Raw genomic sequence first — 19,000 nt, 5'->3', positions numbered from 1 at the left:
ACAGGAAAGGAGAAAACAATGATGCTAGAAATATTTATTCATGGTTTACTTTTAGGTTTTGGACTTATTCTTCCACTAGGGGTACAAAACTTATTTATTTTTAATCAAGGGGCAAATCAACCTACTTATTATAGAGCACTGCCTGCTATTATCACGGCATCTATTTGTGATACAATTTTGATTTCGGCCGCTGTATTAGGTGTGTCATTGGTTGTATTAACTTATTCTTGGCTAAAACTCGTACTTTACGGCTTCGGATTTTTCTTTTTAATTTATATGGGATGGGTAATCTGGAAGAGTGCTCCTAATGAAAGCACACCGCAGCAAAAAAGCGATGCAAAAAAGCAGATACTGTTTGCCCTTTCTGTCTCCTTAATGAATCCTCATGCGATTCTTGATACAATCGGTGTCATTGGCATTAACTCATTAAATTATAGCGGGGCAGAGAAGTGGATATTTACAATCAGCATTATCCTCGTCTCATGGATTTGGTTTTTTAGCTTAGCGTACATTGGTCGCAAGGTAGTAAAGTTTGATGCAAAGGGTAAGATTATTTCAAATCTAAACAAGGTATCAGCGCTCATTATTTGGCTTCTTGCAATCTATATGAGCATATCATTATGGGAATTGCTAGCTGATGTAATCGTTAAATAAAGCAATAAAAAGCTATAAACTTACAAATCTACTTGCGTTAACTTTTAACTGTCCATAATTCCTTTCATCGTATTATCTTGTTATACTATAGTTATAAACACATAAAAGAAGGGATGCGATAGTTTATGAAAAAAATGAAAGCAGCAGTGTTACATAACGCTAAAGATTTACGTGTCGAGGAAATAGCAGCCCCCAGCGCATTATCTAATCAAGTTAAAGTAAAAGTTGAGTGGGCTGGAATTTGCGGAAGTGATCTTCATGCTTTTTCGCACGGTTTATCCATGGAAGCGCATCCATTAACAGGACAAAAACCGCCATTAACGCTTGGCCACGAATTTTCAGGAACCATTGTTGAAATCGGCGATAAGGTGACTAAATTCAAAATTGGAGACAGAGTTGCGATTGAACCGCTAATTTATTGTGGAGAATGTTTTGCTTGTAAACGAGGCTATTATAATCAATGCAGCAAAGTAGGTTTTGTAGGTTTAAACCGAGATGGCGGCTTTGCTGAATATACAATTGTTGATGAAAATATGATACATTTAATCCCTGAAAATGTAAGCTTTGAAGAAGCTGCATTAGTCGAACCAGCAGCAGTTTCATTTTATGCTGTAAGAGAAAGTAAACTAAAACCAGGTGACTCTGTAGCTATTTTTGGCGCTGGTCCAATAGGACTGCTAGCATTGTTAGCAGCAAAAGCAGCAGGCGCGACAAAAATTATTGTCGTTGATTTATCTGAAGAAAGACTTAAAAAAGCAAGTGAATTAGGGGCTACAACGATAATTGATGGTCATCGAGAAGATATTGTTGCAACAATACTTCAATTAACAAATGGCGGCGTTAGTGTCGCTTATGAGTGCGCTGGAGTACAAGCTACGATGACAAATGCAGTTGCTTCAGTAAGACAAGGCGGTCAAGTAATGGCGATTGCCGTTTATACAAAACCCGTTAGTGTAGATATGGGACAAGTCATGTTTAAGGCTGCTGATATAACGTCCACACTCGCATATCGACATGTTTTCCCTGAAGTTATTGATATGATCTCTACGGGACAATTAGATGTTAAGCAAGTCATAACCAAAAAGATAGCCCTTGATGATATTGTTGAAGAAGGTTTTCACCAACTAATGAATGATGTTAAGCAAGCAAAAATCTTGGTAAAACCTTAAATGTAATGATTGACTGAAGTCTGCACATTTGTTTCTAGCTAAAATTCCTAGCTAAATTGGTTGATGTGCGCACTTTAGCAATGTTTGTACTGAAGCAGACATGGATTTATAAATAATTTTCACTTTGAATGCCTATGCGTCTAATTAGTAGTTATTGGGCGTATAGGCTTTTACTATTAAGTTTTCTGGATGTATCTTCTAATCGAAACATTATCTAAACTTTTTTCGTTATATAGAGAGCAGAGAAAATGGGTTAAGAAGTCAATGATCATACATTCCTGTTAAATAATGCTTGTTCAAGTTAATGGTGCGAATAATAGAAAAGAGAGGGCGAAGGCCTGTGATTCAACGATTAACTAGAAAAAGATTTACATTAATAGCTATTATATGTTTGCTATTAGCAGCGATTAGCTCTGCAGCATTATGGTACTTCAGAACAGATCCACTGACTAGCTATGGGGCGACGATCTATTCAGATCCAAACGATGGACACACGGTTTATACAATAGAATTGATCAATGAAAGTCTTTTCGACATAGAAATTAAGGACGTAACGGTCAATTACGGAATGAAGCCAGATTTTGCTAAGCTTGGAGTTACCTATGATTCTACTCACTTAGTCCAATACTTTGGTGAAGACACCTACCCCAATACTAAATTTATTGAGTTAAATGAAATTGCGATCAAACAACAACTTACCCCGCAGCAGATTAAAGAAGTAATGGCAAACTTAGACCACAGCAAGCAGCCAACTCCAATCTTTTACGGTATTGCCATCCGATACGACAAAGAGCCAATTCAAGAAGTAACAATTCATTATAAATATTTAGGCTTTACAAAAACAAAAAAAATCAGCGAATGGTTTGATTGAAGATTCTTTATAACAATGATAATGTTAAGCAGTTTTTTAAAATTTAGAGGAAATTCTAATGCAGTCGATAAATTAAGATAACATGATATTCCAAAGCACAAAGGTGATTGTGATATGTTCAGCCATAGAGAGCTTCATCAAGAAGATTTAGAAGCAATTTGCAGCTTTACTCAATCTGAAGATAGAGGACAGAAGGCTAATCACTATACATATGCAGAAGAACTTACTAAACTCAAATTAGGAAAATAGGCTACCCAGTCCTAGTATATAAGATGCTTACTATCTCTTATATGCTAGGATATTTTTTTGAAAATAATTCATTTCGACATGCAACCTGCAATTCGATTTTCCTACTATATAGGTGTACCATAAATCATCCAAAAAAGTTTTGTGACAAAAGGAGAATAGGAAATGGAAGACCATCAAATTCTTCACTTGTATTTGCAACGCTCTCAGCAAGCCATTTCAGAGACAAGGGCTAAATACGGGGCATATTGCAGAGCGATTGCAAGAAATATCCTCTCCAATAATTCCGATGTTGAAGAATGTGAGAATGACACTTATTTAGCAGCATGGAATGCAATACCGCCAAATTTGCCCCAAAGACTTGCAGTTTTTCTTGGCAGAATTACACGTAATATTGCGCTGGATAAGCATGCCTATAATTCTGCGAAAAAGCGTAATCGTGAGTTCGAGATCATTTTAACAGAACTGGAAGGCTGTTTATCTTCTTTTGAAACCGTAGAAACAGCTTATGAAGCAGGTGAAGTAGCTAACTTAATTAATCAATTTCTATACACTTTAGATGAGCAAACTAGAAATTTATTTATCCGCAGGTATTGGTATTCAGATTCTATAGCTGAACTCTGTGTAAGATTTAATATGCGCAATAATAAAGTAAAATCCATCTTATTCCGAACAAGAAACAAGCTTAAAGACTATTTAACTAAAGAGGGGGTTAATGTATGAAAAGAGAAGATCTGTATAAGGAGATCGGATTAATTGACGAAAACTTAATCATTGCCGCCGGGGAAAGTGGCATGGAGAAGAAAAAGAAAATGTCTTCTAAAAAGTGGGCTATATTAGTTGCTTGTCTAGTTCTGTACAGCTCAACCGCTACTGCTTTATTAGCAAAAAATTATATGAGCAACCAGAATTCTGAGCCCTATATCCGTTATTTAACTGCTGAAAGTATGGAACTGCAACCAGATACTCAATTCGATGCAAATAAATTCTTTAACGCCTTAAAAAGCAATAATAATGAACATATTTATATCGCAATTAATCGGCTAATTGAAACTTTTAACGATCAAAGTTTAAGAGAAAAAGCGCTAAAAGAAATTAAGCCGTTTGTAAACAGTGAAAATGAGAAAATAGCTGATGCAGCTGCCTTTGCTGTAGATATTCTTTCCCAAACGTATAACAGTCCTTATCTTGTAAAATTAGCTGACGGTAGTAGCGTCTTTACGATGTTTAACAATTACTCAGATTATGGAAGTCATAATGTTCTTTGGAAAATAAAAGATGATGTGCTTGAGGCCGATTTTAGCTTTTCTGAACCATCCATGTATATTACGAAAATGATTCCTTCTCCGGATCGTAAACGAATTGCTATAGTAACATGCTCAAATAAAAGTGAATTCGTTGTAATTTATGATGTTATGAACGAGATAATTAGCCCGGAATTAGTCGAATCCGCAAGAGTAAAGTTTGGAGCAGAGCAAAAATTAGATACTTGGATACGAACTGATCACGAGAATTACAGCTACATCAATAATATCGAATGGACTGACAGTGATACGTTGTTGTTTGAAAGCTCGCTTTCCTATGAGGACACTGCGATTATAAAGAATGTTGCTGTAACGTATCATTTTAACGAAAAGAAAATTGAGGTAAAAGAGATTAACGAGGCTAGATGAAAATAGCGGCTAGCCTCAAAGATGCGGCAGATTGGATCATAAGTAAATACCAAGAAGCCGATGAAATTCATGAACTAGCTTAAACGTATCGACGCAAACCCTAACTGGTCGATTGTGATGTTTTTAACAAGTAAAGTTAACTCATTGAAGCAAATTAGCTAGCCAAGTTTGTACCTATAACGCTTTTTTACTTAAATATTTAGATTAGCATAAGATTTAATGAAATGGGCCAATCTGATAAAGATATCGTAAAAATTGGAGGAAATTAGATGACATACGATAGTCTAAAAAATAAGGTTGCCTTTATTACAGGTGCTGCATCAGGAATTGGACAAGCTGCAGCAATTAAATTAGCAAAGGAAGGCTGTAAAGTTGTTTTAGTCGATTTAATAGATGATCGTGCAGAAGCAACTTTAGCACAAATTAAAAAGCTAGGAGGCGAAAGCATTTTTGTAGATACAGACGTAGCAAACCCTAAGCGTGTAGAGTCAGCAATACAGCAAACCATCCGGCACTTCGGTACAATTGATATTATTTTCGCAAATGCAGGGATTAATGGTACAGTTGCACCGATCGAGGATTTGACTGCCGAGCAATGGGATGAAACGTTAACCACTAATTTGAAAAGTACATTTCTCACTTTAAAATATGCCATTCCACATATGAAGAAAAAAGGTGGAAGTGTGATTGTTACAAGTTCTATTAACGGCAATCGCAAATTCTCAGGATTTGGCATGTCAGCATATAGCGCCTCAAAAGCAGGACAAGTTGCATTTGCTAAAATGGCTGCGTTAGAACTTGCTCGCTATAAAATAAGAGTAAATGTAATTTGCCCAGGGGCTATTGAAACAAATATCGGTGAAAATACGTTTACACAGCCTGAAGTTGAGAAAATAAAAATACCTGTACAGTATCCAGAAGGAAGCCAGCCGCTTGAACATAAACCTGGCTCACCTGAGCAAGTTGCTGACTTGGTAGCATTTTTAGCTTCTAATAATTCAAGTCATATTACGGGAACAGAGATTTATATTGACGGTGCAGAAACATTATTATAATGATTGAACCAAATCAAATTTTCTCTTTCTTCTGCCGTTATTGAATTGCCACATTGGGTAGTAAAATACATATTGTAGGAACCCCATTAAAATGAGGTTCCTTTTTTTTACGACAAACCTTGTAAAAGAAGGGATTTTAAATAAAAAATAGAATGTATAGAATGTATTGTTATGAGTAAGCGTTAACATGAATTTACTTTATAAATTTTACTGGAATGGAGGCTAATATAAATAAGCATATCAGACTATTGGAGGAACATATGGACTATTCATTATTTAAAGAACGACTTCAAATAATTTCAAATAGAATTCATGAAATAGGCGGAGAAGTTCAAGAGCTAATTATTGATCCGCCTGCTTCTCCAAAGGAAATATTAATTATTGAAAATCAGCTTCGTTACGAACTTCCTGTCAGCTTTAAAAAAGTATTGCTTCAGTTTTCTTCACAATTTAGCTTTCGCTGGTTTTTGCCTGATGGCTTTAGTTTGCCGGGTAAATTTGAAGGCATTTTCAGCGGCAGACCTTACTGGAGTTTATCACGTATACTTGAAATTGATGCTGGCAAGGAAGATTGGGTTAAAAGTGTTTTTTCTAACCCTTTAGATTATTATGATAAAGTATGGCACAATAAATTAGCATTTTTAGAAGTAGGAAATGGCGATTATATTGCGTTTGACTTAAATGGGGATGCAGATCCTCCTGTAGTGTATTTAAGCCATGATGATGGAGAGGGACACGGTTATGTTATAGGAAAGAACTTTATGGAATTTCTAGATCATTGGTCAAGATTAGCATTTGTTGGTTCTGAGGACTGGCAATGGGTACCCTTTACATCAGATAAATATAGTGGATTACATCCAGATTGTGATCAGGCAATAGAATTTAGAGAATTATTAAAACTAAAGATATAAAATATATTCATTAAAATAAATGAATTCGTATTTGATATGGAGATATATATGCCAAAAAAATACTTACCCTCGTAATCTTAATTACATTAGTCCTTTGCTTAGCATGTACCAATGCATATCAACAAGAAGAAATAACAAGACATGAATATACAGAAACCGAGCAGGAGATCGAAACTGACCAGCTTAATACTAAAAAAATATCATCAGAGGAGAATAAACTTCTTCCTGACAAGCTAGAAGAAGAGAGTAGCGTAGAAGATGAGAATATAGAAGAAGTTGTCGTCGAGGCGCATGTTGACCATGCTTCCGCAATATCGTCTGACGGAGTCTATCGTATTGAAACATATGGAGTGTTAAATGACTCTACTGCAGGCGGACTATATGCTGCTGAAGGTATTCGATTGGTGGAAATTGAGTCAGAACAAGTGTTATGGTCAATGTCCCCTGGTTACTATACACATTCCTTCGTATGGTCTCCTAACAATAGATATGTGGCAGTATATACGGAATCAAGAATTTCTGGAGAAACGTTTGTCGTAGATACTGTCAGTAAGGAAAAGATCACCTTGCCATCTATTGAACAGGTGCGTAATTTTTTAAATGCTGAAACAACGGTAAACGAAGCTCGTCCCGACCCATACTTTAGATTTTTGAACTGGGAAGATAATGACCAGCTTAGTGTAAGTTTTCAGTGGATTGGCGCAGAGCATGATGGTTTTGAAGGATTAGATTATATAGATTTAATGTAGCGGAAAATAAACTGATTGATGCCTCGCTTAATTAGCACTTGTTGTATACTAATAGTTTAGTGATTATTAAATCTTGCTGATAGTAAGATTACATATGATAAATTTTGATAATATAGGGTATATTAATGAAAAAGTCACCAGGTGGACGGTTACAATGAAAAAATTGCTGATAACCCTTTTAATTTTATTATGTTCCTTCACAGTATCAGTAGAGGCTGCTCCTACATACGCAAAATGGGGGAAAATTGCAGTAGAAAAAACAAAAGAAAGATATAATGCAGAAATTATTGACTATAAGCATATCGGACGGTCTAATCTAACCTCAAACATGTCTGAGGAAAAATTTAAACTTTGGATTAGGAGTAAGACAGGTAAAGAGTTTGGAGTGTTGGTAGTCATCCAATTTGAACCGTCAACTGAAATTATCCATTCGATCCAGTTTACTGAAACTGAACATTAAAATCCTGCTCATTAAGCAAACATCAACTATATTTTAGCCTTCACTTATAATTAGTGGAGGTTTTTACTTAAATAAAAAACAAGCTAAAAATTCAGTGAAGCATATCAATATTCAGTTAGATAAAGGTGTTTATCATCATATATACATATGTACAAAATACGAGTTTTGTGAAGTAGTAATGCAGATCTAAAAAGGACTTCGATTTTAACTGTCTGGTTGCTATCCAAATTCGATTACTTGGATTACTTGGTTACTTCAAATTTATTATTGTCTGTCTTAAATATTAATTTCATTTTGCTGCATAACTTATACAATTTAATCGGTTTAGCTGCATTAGTTTAATCAACTTTAATTAACTTCTTGTCTTAGATATCAAATTGCTTAATTAGATTTCAATTCTTATGAATCTACATATATTAATTAAATCTGCACATTTCAATTATTTGATTTTATTACACGGTTCATTAACTTATTCTGCACCAAAACAATGAAAACCTTTACACAAAGAATATGTCATCGTTTTGTAGGTGTTTCTTTTCTAAGAGTCGCTAATAAGGCTCTAATTCAATCAGATAAGAACTAATTGGTGTTTTTTGGTAAATTTACCCCCCTTTTTAAAATTAAAATATTTATCTAGCATTAGTTTACATAATTATATTTACGTTGTTATTAGCGAATAAAAAAAGAACCGATTGCTTTAAGTTCAATCGATCCTTCAATTCAATAGAATTAATTTATCAAACATAATGTTGCTACACGGTCATACTATCAATGTTTGACTATCATCAAAGTATCAGCTATTACGGTTCACATCATTAACCAAAAAAGTAACTAATATAAATCATAACTAATAAGCCGAAAATAAATGAATAAGTCGCTGAACGCTCATATCCATGACCATGTGTTTCTGGAATAAGCTCTTTGTATACGATAAATAACATTGCTCCAGCTGCGAACGATAGACCAAATCCTATTAGCGAGGAAATATACGAAGCTGTAAAATAGCCAATTACCGCAGAAACTACTTCAACTAATCCAGTTACCGTAACGATTGAAATCGCACGCGCTTTACTAACTTGCGACTGCATCAGAAACACTGCCAGTATAAGCCCTTCTGGGACATTTTGCGCACCAATTGCAATCGCAATCATCGGACCAAGTCCTTCATTCAAACTAGCATAACTAAAACCTGTACTTAGACCCTCAGGAATGTTATGAATAAACAAAGCAATAATAACTAATAACGATTTTGCATCAAATTGCTTAATAGCTTTGTTTTGCTCTACATCAATATGTGGTACATTTCTCTCGATTATGTCTAAAACCAAAATTCCTACCAGCAACCCCAATGTAAGTATCCATATGGTGGATTCATTTAAAGCTTGTGGAATTAGTCCAAACATTGTAGCACTTACCATAATACCGGCTGTAAATGCAACGAGAATATCTTTCCACTTTTCAGACAATTTCTTTACGAACAATAATGGTAACGCTCCAAGTACAGTTGCCATCGCTGAAATAAAACTACCGATCATTGCATTTAACATACAGTAACTCCTTCAAGGTCATATTCCTCTATCCAATATATTTATCTTTCTCTTTCTCATAATTATGCCACTATGCATAAACAATATGTGTAGCCTTGCTAGATATAATGTAGTCGTAAAGCGATTGCATGTCAATCCCTATATATTCCCCTAACAACACGTATAGAATATGTAATATGGTTTAATTTTGTTACATTGTAAGTAAATAGAATTTCGAGTTTAGTTGACTGACGATTGATAACGTACAATTAAGTTCGCAAATATAAAAAAGGAAAAGTCATCGGTACCTCCGAATTGGTAAGTGTCGAGCAAACCAGAAGGAGAGATAACCGATGACCTACCCTCATTTTAATGGAAACTTAGAACAAATGCTATTGCAATTTATGTCGGAGCAGGACCCGATGTTATCGATGCTACAATGGCTATGTGAGCAACTCATGGAAGCAGAAGTTACAGCGAAAGTACAAGCTCAAAAATCTGAGCGCACAGATAGCAGAGAGGCTTACCGATCAGGCTACCGTGTGCGTCGTTTTGACACGCGTATGGGTACGATGTATCTCTTTGTTCCGAAGTTGCGGAAAGGAGGCTATGTGCCGTTCTTTGTCACAGAGAAATCACGTTCAGAAACCGCCTTGCTTCAAGTGATTCAGGAAGCCTATATTCAAGGCGTATCCACGCGCAAGATCAAGAAGCTTGCAAGCTCATTAGGCATTGAATCCATTTCAGCTAGTCAAGTCTCTCATATTACCAAAGAGCTCAACGAGCAAGTAGAAGCCTTCCGCAACCGTCAATTAGCCGACACATATCCTGTGCTGTGGGTCGATGCCTTGTATGAGAAAATTCGTGATGGGCATCGTGTCGTAAACATGGCTGTGCAGGTTGTCATCGGCATGGATCTAGAAGGTAAACGTGAGATCTTAGCGATTGAACCGATGCTGGAAGAGTCCGAAGCGACCTACAAAACGCTCTTTGAAGGACTAAAAGCTAGAGGGCTACAAGACGTTTGGCTTGTCGTAAGTGATGCTCACAAGGGGCTCTCTAAAGCCATTCGTGAGTCATTCCTTGGTTGTTCTTGGCAACGTTGTAAAGTTCATATGATGCGCAATGTCTTAGCGCATATTCCAAGTCGTGACAAAGAGAGATTTGCTGCTAGACTAAAACAAATCTGGTTACAACCTGATTACCAAACTGCTTTATCTTACGCTGAGCATCTCATGGATACGGAGGAAAAACAGTATCCTGCTGCGATTCAAACGTTAGAGGAAGGACTTGAGGATACCCTGCAATTCTTCCACTTTGAAGAAATGGACAGTCGTAAAATATCCTCTACCAACCTACTTGAACGCTTAAACAAAGAGATACGAAGACGTACGCGTGTAGTGGGGGTATTCCCCAACCAGGACTCCTACATTCGCTTAGTCACTAGTTATCTGATCGAGTACAGTGAGGAATGGTCTAGTGGACGTTCCTACATTCATCCTAAGATTATTCAACAAATTCAAGAAAAACGACTACTTGCTGCATAAACCGATGTGAGGTACTGATGCTTTTTGCGAACTATATTTGACACTAACTGACGATTCTGCATCACCTTTTAATACGTATAAATTTTTATCGAATTAGTTTACATAATTATTATTATGGATAATTGCGTTTAGCGATGTCACACCATATCAGTTAATTTTTAAAAAAATGCTGAACCTTCCGTTGTCTATTGCTAACAATTGAAGGCGCAGCATTGTAATTAAGGATTACACACTACTTCTCATACTTTTTAAACGTCTCTAAAACTTTATAATAATCTAAGGCACCACCAAAAATAGATAACGCACTACCGATTGTTAACCCTAATCTGCCCTTACTTAACTTATAAAACAGATCAATATCCTCTAAAGAGCGAGCACCGCCTGCATAAGTGGTTGGAATTGTAGTCCACTCAGCTAAGTCTCGAACTAAGCTTTGCTGAATACCGGATTGCTTTCCTTCAACATCAACCGCATGAACAAGCAACTCATCGCAGTATTGCTCAAGCTTCGCAATATTCTCCTGGTTTACTTCAAAATCGCTAAATTGCTTCCATTGATTCGTAACGACATACCAGCGTCCATCACGTGATTTGCAGCTCAGATCGATTACTAGACGTTCTTTGCCTACTCTTTCAACAATCTTGTTTAGATGTTCCCAATTTAACTGACCATCTTTAAAAATATATGAGGTTACAATAACATGGGATGCTCCTGCATCTAAGTATTGCATTGCATTATCTGCATTAATGCCGCCACCGACCTGTAAGCCTCCCTGATAAGCTGCTAGAGCTGCCTTAGCTGCCTGTTCATTATTTGGCCCTAGCATAATGACATGACCGCCACGCAAACCGTCAGTCTTGAATAACTCTGCATAATAGGTTGAATCATGCTCAGAAACAAAATTTTCAATTAACTCGGTGTTTAAAGTTTCTCCAACGATTTGCTTAACTTTCCCATCATGTAAATCAATACATGGTCTAAATTCCACTTCTCATTCTCCTATCTATTTAACAATCATTAAAATTGCTCTTATCATAGATCTAAATGAATTCTTAATTATTTTTTCTTTTCACCTGCAATAGCTGCTTTTCCTAACTCAGCTTTATTAGCTTTACCCTCGTATATAGAGCGATACTCTCCTTTTTCTGTATAAGCAATCCATAACATATAGACACTTAGTAACAATGACAAACCCGCAACCATCATAAAGATGAGATGCAAGCTGTCGTGTAAATGCAATGAATATTTGGGGTTTTCGGTATCATTATATAAAAATATGCCAAAAATAACGAGTCCAACCGCTTGTCCAATCGAACGAAACAGCTGTACTGCTGACATCCCAGCACCACGAATACGCTCAGAAGCTATCATTGTTGTTAAAATCATTAATGCTGTTAATAAAATTCCGAATGAAAAACCTGAGCAAGCGCTATAAACCATTACTAGCCAATAAGAAGAATCGATTGCTATCGTTGCCATTCCAATACTTCCAATACATAAGAAGGCACTTCCAAGTATAATCATTCGCTTAATGCCAAGCTTGATCGTAATGTTTCCCGCTACAATCGATCCAATTGGCCACATTATCGATAACGGAATCATAACGCTGCCCGAAAGTCTCGCAGAGCTATGATTAACGTTCTGCATCCATAAAGGGATATAGAAGATAATCGCCACATTAATAATACTAATTACTAGCCCGCTAAGCAGTACAAATAAAAACTGACGACTGCGGAAAATCTCTAATGGCATAAAGGCTTCAGATTTATTATGCTCCACTCTGCGGAACAGCAGAAGTAACAGTATACCGCCGCACATTAAAACAGCGTACAGCAATTTCTGCATATTGCCATTTGTTTCTACAAATTGCGTTAAGCCAAACAGTAATAAAATAATTCCGCTTGAGAAAGTAAAAATACCAGCAAAGTCGATTTTTACTTGCTTACGAACGGTTTGTTTCGGTAAAAACTTAAACAGAAGCAGTAAGGCAACAAAAGCAAACGGAACATTCAAATAAAACACGGAACGCCAGGAGACAAAATCAACTAATAAGCCACCTACAAGTGGTCCAAGTATGCCTGCAATTCCCCAAATACTTGATAGCCAGCCTTGAATTTTGGATCTTTGCTCAAGATCATACAGATCAGTTATAATAATCATCGGGAGCGTTAATAACGAAGCCCCGCCTATACCTTGTATTGCACGAAAAATAATAAGCGAGCTCATGCTCCAAGCAATACCTGATAAAGCGGATCCAACTAAAAAGATGATCGTTCCAAGAATAGTAAGCTTTTTTCTGCCGTACATATCTGACAATTTACCAAATAACGGTGTTGCTACAATCATTGCCAGTATGTAAATCGTATTAACCCAGCTATACAGATGTGCACCTTTTAAATCAGCTACGATGATCGGCATTGCAGTTGCTACGATTGTTCCTTCAATTGCTGCGAGAAACGTCGCCAAATACAATGCTATGACAACATTAGTTCTTGAATCTTTAAACATGACGACATCCTTTCTCAAATAATGATTCTTATTTTACAGATTATTAAAGCAGATTGTGTGTTTTCTTATTGAATATAACACATTATAGATTTTAGGAGAATGATTGTGGGGTACGACTTATTATTACAAATTATTGAGTATTTTGGTCCGCTTGCTTTATTTTTAGTGCTTTGTCTTGGCTTAATAGGTCTGCCCATACCGAATGAGGCCGTAGCCTTGACTGGAGGCGCATTAGCAGAAAACGGTCTTTTACACGAAATACTTGCTTATATTATGCTAATACTTGGTATGTGCTCAGCTATGTCCTTCAATTACAGTCTAGGACGATTTACGAGCAGCAAATTGTCAAAATGGATGAATGATAAGCACGGTTTTGGCGCCATTTACGAAAAATCACAGCGGCTAGTTGAAAAGCACGGCGTATATGCAATTCCAATTAGTGTATTTTTACCTTTTTTACGTCACGCCACTCCTTATATTATGGGAGTAAATCGGCTACGTTTTACTCGCTTTATCATCCTTGGGTTTCCCGCTGCTTCTTTATGGGCAGCCATTTATTATACGCTTGGTCATTTCGTAGGTGATCAAATTCCGGATATTTTACGTATCATTAATCGCTATGAATCAATCTTCTATGTGATTTTAGCAAGCATTGCATTTCTGCTTACGATTTTAGCAGTAAGAAAGTATCGTTTAAAACGAAAAAGCAATAATAGCAATAATTCAATATAAAACTAAATTAGCCGTATCAAGCCATGTTGATACGGCTATTTTTTGTTCCAAAATTGGATTATGTAATATAAATGCACGCGATAAAGCCTACTGCTCTAGCTTCGATTTCGCTGCTTCGATTAATTGCTCAAACAACTCGTCGTTTTCCTCGATTTCATCCTCTACTTCAAGCAATTGTTCTTCATTTCCTGAGCCAGACAAGAAAAACAAGCCGTATCCCCAATCATCCCCGCGCTTACTTTGCAGCGCTATCTCGTATCCTTGCTGATGCCCTTCGACTTCAAAGTGTACAGAGCCGACATAGCCATCACCTTTCGTATACGTCATTGCTGCCTGAATGATGTTTATTTTCATCTTATGTTCCTCCTACTATTTCAAATCAGACATCATAAAGTAACATAGCATGTCTAACTTTACAATGCAAGTTAGCATTCTTAGATAACTTATTAACACGCAGGCAAATGGCTGCATACACTATGCATACACCTAGAACTTGGTGTATACCAAATGCGAAAGAAGGTCGGTTACGATGGTCTTCGAATTAACCGCAATCCATTATATTTATTTATTTTTTATCCTTGCAATTATTGTCTTTATGATTTTGCGAAAAGACACTACTCTAGTCTGTATTGCTGCAATTGTAACATTAGGAGCCCTGGCAACACTCACGCTAGAAGGTTCGATAAGCGGAGTATTTAACAGCTTTATCTACGCAATTAAGGAACTGCTGGGAACGATTCTAATTATCTCCATCATTGTTGCGCTCAGTCGTGTACTTATTCGAACGGGCATCAATGAACTGATGATTAAACCATTTACCGTCTTTATGAAAACCCCCGGATTAGCTTTTTGGGGAATCGGAATTATTATGATGGTCGTTTCTTGGTTTTTCTGGCCATCTCCAGCAGTTGCTCTTATTGGTGCAGTACTGCTGCCTGTTGCTACTAGAGTTGGTTTGCCTGCACTAGGAGCTGCTGTAGCGATGAATCTATTCGGTCATGGCATAGCCTTGTCAAGTGATTATATTATTCAAGGCGCACCGAAGCTAACTGCCGATGCTGCAGGCATTCCTGTCGTTGACGTAATGAGCGCAAGTATTCCGCTTGTAATAACGATGGGCTTAGTAACAACAATTAGTGCATACTGGCTTATGAAACGTGATATGCGCAAAGGAACATGGCGTGACGGATTAATTGAAAGCGCTATGCATACTGAGGAGGAAAAACAGGAAGCTGCTAATTATCTTTCACTAAAAGCTAAACGTATTTTAGCTATCATCGTTCCAATTTGCTTTGCACTCGATGTTGCAGCAATGTTTATTCTTAAATTACAAGGCGGCGATGCAACGGCACTTGTAGGTGGTACAGCGATTTTACTTATGGTTATCATTACGATGCTTTCACACCACGCTGCAGGACTTGAACAAGCTACACAATATTTAATTCAAGGCTTCCTCTTTGGCTTTAAAGTGTTCGGTCCTGTTATTCCAATTGCTGCCTTCTTCTATTTAGGAGATAGTGGCTTTTTTGAGCTATTCGGAGAAAAGCTGCCGGAAATGTCTACAGGAATCGTCAATGATCTCGGCTTAGCATTAGCGCACTATGTACCTGTCAATGAAGCGGTTTCTGGCATTACGCTTACTGTTGTTGGTGCAATTACAGGGCTAGATGGCTCTGGTTTCTCTGGTATTTCCTTAGTTGGCTCTATCGCCTTGTTATTCGGCAAAGCCATTGGTTCAGGCATTGCAACTTTAACCGCGCTTGGACAAATCGCAGCGATCTGGGTTGGCGGCGGCACTATAATTCCTTGGGCGCTAATCCCTGCTGCAGCTATTTGCGGTGTAAGCCCATTTGAACTAGCGCGCCGTAACATTAAACCAGTGCTTTTAGGATTGGCTGTTACAACGATAGTGGCGATTATTATTCTATTATTTTAACCTTTACTAATAATGCGTTTAATGCGTTGAATTGAAACTTAACGCTTTCTGCGCATAAACAATAAAAACACCGCGCCTACAATAAGCACGACTCCTACGATGAAAAACGTTTTAATGAGCCCAGTTTTTCTGCTTTCGAGTTTCTGCTCAAGCTCTGTTTGTGTGGCGAACCGTTGAATTTGCTCAGGATGATATGGTTCTCCATCATTTTCTGAAACTGCTAAAGCTGGCGATGACGCCACTCCCCCTTCTTCAAGCAGAGTAGAGACTATCTCTTCAGGCTGATCGAGTTCATCAAATATGGGAGAATCGTCTGTAATTAATGTAGTCGCACTACAGAGAGATACTTGCAGCTCACCCTCATATTCATTTGCAAACACAGCATATCGTTGTCCCTTTTGGAAATCGTAGCCGCAAGCGGCTGAATCAGAGGCTGTTGTAACTTCCATTGACTGCTCAGCTGTCCCTTTCCAAACAGCTGACACAGCTAAAGTCACAATGATGTTACCATTCTTTTTCTCCTTCTTACTTATTACAGTTGCATCAAGTACGTGACTGCTGGCTTCCATGGCTGCCCGATAATTTTCAAAAGGCATGCAAGAGCAAGCATAGACTCTTTCTGCTCCTATAGCTGAAACAAGCATAACACTAAGAAATACAACGATAAATAATGGAAGTGCAATCCATTTCCCTCTCATAAAAAACCCTCTTTTCGTTTAGCTCTATAAAATAAACGAAAAAGAGGGTTTAAAAGTTACATAGGGTTACTATCTACTTCCTGCAATCTTATTTGAATTACTTAAGCTTACTTGGCCAGAACGACCATTTGCCGCATACTTGCGTAATTGCAGGAACGAGGAATGGACGCACAATAAATGTGTCGAGCAATACTCCTATCCCTGTAATTACACCAAATTGCATTAGTACTGTAATTGGCATTTGACATAGTACAAAAAAGGTTCCGGCCAATATTAGACCAGCACTGCTTATCACACCGCCAGTTTGACCTACTCCTTCTTTAATCGCTTGATTTAACGGCATATGCTTGGCTCTCTTCCAAATGCCAGAAATCATAAAGATGTTATAATCTTCGCCAAGTGCAATTAAAAATACGAAGGCATACAACGGTATCGCGCCTTGAATCGCATCAAATCCCATCATATAGTGTAAAATTAGCCAACCTAATCCTAAAGAAGCCGCAAAAGAAATTAATACCGTAACGACTAAATAGAATGTAGCTACTATTGAGCGCAAATAAGCCAGCAAGAGAATAATAATTAACAAAACAACGACAGGCATTACTATCTGGTTATCACGCACGGTATAACTCTGTGTGTCATATTGTTCAGCAGTTTGACCAGCAATCCAATAATTCCCTTCACCAGCTAACTGCTCCAGCTCGTCATGCAATACCGCAATATAGTCCATAGCTTCATTCGAATATGGATCAATATTTAATGTAACTGTAAATGTGCTGTACTGATCATCGACATCACTTGTTCTTACTGCTGAAACATGATGGACAAGTTCGTCATCGTTGATGGCTTGACTTATGCTTTCAGCATCAACAGCTTTCATTAACACCGTAATTGGAGCTAATTCCCCTTCGCTAAACTTTTCTCCAATAACTGTAAAGCCTTCTCGCGATTCCATATCTTCAGGGAATGAAGATAATAAATCATACTTATATTTTGTACCGGTAGAAACTAAAGCAAGACCAATTAATATGACCATTGTTGTAATGATGATTAGCCAAGGTTTCTTAGTAACTAGATCGCCAATGTTCAACCAAAAACGATGCTGCTCTTTGCGAGGCTTAACCGGCTTGTTACGTTTTGCTGCACGCTCGCGCTCCATCTCCTCAGTGCGCGGCACAAACGGATAAAATGAGGAACGTCCTAAAACGGCTAACATAGCTGGTATCAGTGTTAAACTAGCAAGCATCATTATAAATATGGACAAAGAAAACGGAACTGCAAAACGATGACTGGAGCCATATTTCGCAAGTAACAAGGCAAGCAATGCAAAAACGACTGTAAAGCCGCTCATTGCAATCGCTCCAGAAGCTCCTTTAAAAGCTTTCTTAAGCGCTGTAACGATATTGCGCTCCTCTTGCAGCTCATCACGATAACGAGTAATTAGGAAAAGACAATAGTCTGTGCCTGCACCAAACAATAGCACTGTCATAATGCTAATCGACTGCGAATCGATCGTTATCCAGCCCAGATCCGTCATCCAGCCCAATAAAGGTGACGTTACCAAATAAGCAAAACCTACACCTACAAGTGGTATAATAGCTAGTAATGGTGAACGATAAATAACTAATAATAAAATAAGTACAAGTAATACGGTTGCAACTAACAATGTAAAGTCTGCATTTAGAAACAATCCGGTTGCATCCACGGCAATTCCTACTGGACCAGTTATTCTTGCAAATAAGCCGCTACTTAGTTCAGCTTCAAAAAGATCAGACCCGACAAGTTCATTTATTGCCTGTTTGATCGATGAAAGATTTTCTTTTAAGGTGTCTGTTTCAGTCTCAGCTTCAAAGCTAATCGCTAATATAAATGTACTGCCATCTTCAGAGGCCATGCTCGGCAAAGCCATTGATGGAATCATATGAAGCGGAATAACAGCTGATTGATTTGGCAAAGGCTCATTTGTTAATTGTTCAGTTAAACCTTGTAATGCAGCATAGTCTGACTCTACCAGTCCTCCCTCCCGCTCCAAAACTAGCAGAGCAGGGACTCCTGAGTCATCTGGAAAATATTGCTCAAGCATTTCTGCTGCGACAATGGATTGTGCATCACTTGGAAGACTTTCCGTATTATTTTGCACCTTGTCGCTTGAGCTTGGTAATGTTAAGGTTAATACTATAGCAAGCATAACCCATACGAAAATGGTAACCCATCTGCTCACTTTCCCAGTAAAGCAGGATGTGATTTTATCAATCATGATTTTAT

At 37.5% G+C, this 19,000-nt stretch carries 19 protein-coding genes; 13 read left to right on the top strand and 6 right to left on the bottom strand.

Annotated elements, in window-relative coordinates:
• Nucleotides 1-21: 21 nt before the first annotated feature.
• From AC2TDL_RS19045 to AC2TDL_RS19000, 10 genes are all read left to right on the top strand, one after another.
• A complete protein-coding gene (locus AC2TDL_RS19045; protein ID WP_484701298.1) occupies nt 22-654 on the top strand; it encodes a LysE/ArgO family amino acid transporter in 633 nt (210 codons plus the stop codon).
• 134 nt (nt 655-788) lie between these two features.
• The gene (locus AC2TDL_RS19040) at nt 789-1,823 is read left to right on the top strand and encodes a 2,3-butanediol dehydrogenase (protein WP_484701296.1); all 1,035 of its coding nucleotides are present in this window, start codon (nt 789-791) and stop codon (nt 1,821-1,823) included.
• 304 nt (nt 1,824-2,127) lie between these two features.
• The gene (locus tag AC2TDL_RS19035) at nt 2,128-2,694 is read left to right on the top strand and encodes a hypothetical protein (protein WP_484697633.1); all 567 of its coding nucleotides are present in this window, start codon (nt 2,128-2,130) and stop codon (nt 2,692-2,694) included.
• 114 nt (nt 2,695-2,808) lie between these two features.
• Complete coding sequence (locus tag AC2TDL_RS19030; protein WP_484697632.1) at nt 2,809-2,943, top strand: hypothetical protein; 135 nt, start codon at nt 2,809-2,811, stop codon at nt 2,941-2,943.
• A 162-nt stretch (nt 2,944-3,105) separates the two neighbouring features.
• A complete protein-coding gene (locus AC2TDL_RS19025; protein WP_484697631.1) occupies nt 3,106-3,663 on the top strand; it encodes an RNA polymerase sigma factor in 558 nt (185 codons plus the stop codon).
• The gene (locus AC2TDL_RS19020) at nt 3,660-4,613 is read left to right on the top strand and encodes a hypothetical protein (RefSeq protein ID WP_484697630.1); all 954 of its coding nucleotides are present in this window, start codon (nt 3,660-3,662) and stop codon (nt 4,611-4,613) included. The genes AC2TDL_RS19025 and AC2TDL_RS19020 overlap by 4 nt, the downstream gene beginning before the upstream one ends.
• 269 nt (nt 4,614-4,882) lie before the next feature.
• Entirely contained in the window at nt 4,883-5,668 is a 786-nt protein-coding gene (locus AC2TDL_RS19015) for an SDR family oxidoreductase (RefSeq protein ID WP_484697629.1), read from the top strand.
• A 260-nt stretch (nt 5,669-5,928) separates the two neighbouring features.
• Complete coding sequence (locus AC2TDL_RS19010) at nt 5,929-6,579, top strand: SMI1/KNR4 family protein (RefSeq protein WP_484697628.1); 651 nt, start codon at nt 5,929-5,931, stop codon at nt 6,577-6,579.
• 350 nt (nt 6,580-6,929) lie between these two features.
• Nucleotides 6,930-7,328, top strand: coding sequence for a hypothetical protein (locus AC2TDL_RS19005; protein ID WP_484697627.1), 399 nt, complete (start codon nt 6,930-6,932; stop codon nt 7,326-7,328).
• Between the two features lie 154 nt (nt 7,329-7,482).
• Nucleotides 7,483-7,788 carry a DUF3889 domain-containing protein gene (locus tag AC2TDL_RS19000; protein ID WP_484697626.1) on the top strand — a complete coding sequence of 102 codons (306 nt, stop codon included), beginning with the start codon at nt 7,483-7,485 and terminating at the stop codon, nt 7,786-7,788.
• Between the two features lie 815 nt (nt 7,789-8,603).
• Here the strand turns inward: AC2TDL_RS19000 and AC2TDL_RS18995 are convergent.
• Entirely contained in the window at nt 8,604-9,335 is a 732-nt protein-coding gene (locus tag AC2TDL_RS18995; RefSeq protein WP_484697625.1) for a ZIP family metal transporter, read from the bottom strand.
• Between the two features lie 332 nt (nt 9,336-9,667).
• Between AC2TDL_RS18995 and AC2TDL_RS18990 the strand changes: the two genes are divergently transcribed.
• Nucleotides 9,668-10,861 (top strand): IS256 family transposase, encoded by a 1,194-nt coding sequence (locus AC2TDL_RS18990; protein WP_484696305.1) that lies wholly within the window; start codon nt 9,668-9,670, stop codon nt 10,859-10,861.
• 232 nt (nt 10,862-11,093) lie between these two features.
• Here the strand turns inward: AC2TDL_RS18990 and hisA are convergent, their stop codons facing one another.
• Both hisA and AC2TDL_RS18980 read right to left on the bottom strand, forming a co-directional pair.
• Complete coding sequence (gene hisA / locus AC2TDL_RS18985; protein ID WP_484697624.1) at nt 11,094-11,849, bottom strand: phosphoribosylformimino-5-aminoimidazole carboxamide ribotide isomerase; 756 nt, start codon at nt 11,847-11,849, stop codon at nt 11,094-11,096.
• A 68-nt stretch (nt 11,850-11,917) separates the two neighbouring features.
• Nucleotides 11,918-13,369 (bottom strand): MDR family MFS transporter, encoded by a 1,452-nt coding sequence (locus AC2TDL_RS18980; RefSeq protein WP_484697623.1) that lies wholly within the window; start codon nt 13,367-13,369, stop codon nt 11,918-11,920.
• Between the two features lie 105 nt (nt 13,370-13,474).
• On the opposite strand from AC2TDL_RS18980, the gene AC2TDL_RS18975 reads away from it, so the two are divergent.
• Nucleotides 13,475-14,101 carry a DedA family protein gene (locus AC2TDL_RS18975; RefSeq protein WP_484697622.1) on the top strand — a complete coding sequence of 209 codons (627 nt, stop codon included), beginning with the start codon at nt 13,475-13,477 and terminating at the stop codon, nt 14,099-14,101.
• A gap of 87 nt (nt 14,102-14,188) precedes the next feature.
• On the opposite strand, the gene AC2TDL_RS18970 is transcribed toward AC2TDL_RS18975, so the two are convergent.
• Nucleotides 14,189-14,455 carry a hypothetical protein gene (locus tag AC2TDL_RS18970; protein WP_484697621.1) on the bottom strand — a complete coding sequence of 89 codons (267 nt, stop codon included), beginning with the start codon at nt 14,453-14,455 and terminating at the stop codon, nt 14,189-14,191.
• A 175-nt stretch (nt 14,456-14,630) separates the two neighbouring features.
• On the opposite strand from AC2TDL_RS18970, the gene AC2TDL_RS18965 reads away from it, so the two are divergent.
• Nucleotides 14,631-16,037, top strand: a complete 1,407-nt coding sequence (locus AC2TDL_RS18965) for a hypothetical protein (RefSeq protein WP_484697620.1) — start codon at nt 14,631-14,633, stop codon at nt 16,035-16,037.
• Nucleotides 16,038-16,075: 38 nt separating this feature from the next.
• Here AC2TDL_RS18965 and AC2TDL_RS18960 read toward each other — a convergent pair whose 3' ends face one another.
• A complete protein-coding gene (locus AC2TDL_RS18960; RefSeq protein WP_484697619.1) occupies nt 16,076-16,735 on the bottom strand; it encodes a hypothetical protein in 660 nt (219 codons plus the stop codon).
• Nucleotides 16,736-16,832: 97 nt separating this feature from the next.
• Entirely contained in the window at nt 16,833-18,992 is a 2,160-nt protein-coding gene (locus AC2TDL_RS18955; protein WP_484697618.1) for an MMPL family transporter, read from the bottom strand.
• Nucleotides 18,993-19,000 lie beyond the last annotated feature (8 nt).

The sequence above is a fragment of the Paenibacillus sp. plas6 genome (assembly GCF_057221655.1).
This window is presented reverse-complemented; position numbering and strand designations above follow the sequence as displayed.

Bases quoted from the DNA above. Each gene is read 5' to 3' on its own strand.
- AC2TDL_RS19045 (WP_484701298.1), top strand. From the start codon at position 22: ATGCTAGAAATATTTATTCATGGTTTACTTTTAGGTTTTGGACTTATT.
- AC2TDL_RS18955 (WP_484697618.1), bottom strand. From the start codon at position 18,992: ATGATTGATAAAATCACATCCTGCTTTACTGGGAAAGTGAGCAGATGG.
- AC2TDL_RS19000 (WP_484697626.1), top strand. From the start codon at position 7,483: ATGAAAAAATTGCTGATAACCCTTTTAATTTTATTATGTTCCTTCACA.
- AC2TDL_RS19010 (WP_484697628.1), top strand. From the start codon at position 5,929: ATGGACTATTCATTATTTAAAGAACGACTTCAAATAATTTCAAATAGA.
- AC2TDL_RS19015 (WP_484697629.1), top strand. From the start codon at position 4,883: ATGACATACGATAGTCTAAAAAATAAGGTTGCCTTTATTACAGGTGCT.
- AC2TDL_RS19030 (WP_484697632.1), top strand. From the start codon at position 2,809: ATGTTCAGCCATAGAGAGCTTCATCAAGAAGATTTAGAAGCAATTTGC.
- AC2TDL_RS18995 (WP_484697625.1), bottom strand. From the start codon at position 9,335: ATGTTAAATGCAATGATCGGTAGTTTTATTTCAGCGATGGCAACTGTA.
- AC2TDL_RS18990 (WP_484696305.1), top strand. From the start codon at position 9,668: ATGACCTACCCTCATTTTAATGGAAACTTAGAACAAATGCTATTGCAA.
- AC2TDL_RS18980 (WP_484697623.1), bottom strand. From the start codon at position 13,369: ATGTTTAAAGATTCAAGAACTAATGTTGTCATAGCATTGTATTTGGCG.
- AC2TDL_RS19035 (WP_484697633.1), top strand. From the start codon at position 2,128: ATGGTGCGAATAATAGAAAAGAGAGGGCGAAGGCCTGTGATTCAACGA.
- AC2TDL_RS18965 (WP_484697620.1), top strand. From the start codon at position 14,631: ATGGTCTTCGAATTAACCGCAATCCATTATATTTATTTATTTTTTATC.
- AC2TDL_RS19025 (WP_484697631.1), top strand. From the start codon at position 3,106: ATGGAAGACCATCAAATTCTTCACTTGTATTTGCAACGCTCTCAGCAA.
- AC2TDL_RS18970 (WP_484697621.1), bottom strand. From the start codon at position 14,455: ATGAAAATAAACATCATTCAGGCAGCAATGACGTATACGAAAGGTGAT.
- AC2TDL_RS19020 (WP_484697630.1), top strand. From the start codon at position 3,660: ATGAAAAGAGAAGATCTGTATAAGGAGATCGGATTAATTGACGAAAAC.
- AC2TDL_RS18960 (WP_484697619.1), bottom strand. From the start codon at position 16,735: ATGAGAGGGAAATGGATTGCACTTCCATTATTTATCGTTGTATTTCTT.
- AC2TDL_RS19040 (WP_484701296.1), top strand. From the start codon at position 789: ATGAAAGCAGCAGTGTTACATAACGCTAAAGATTTACGTGTCGAGGAA.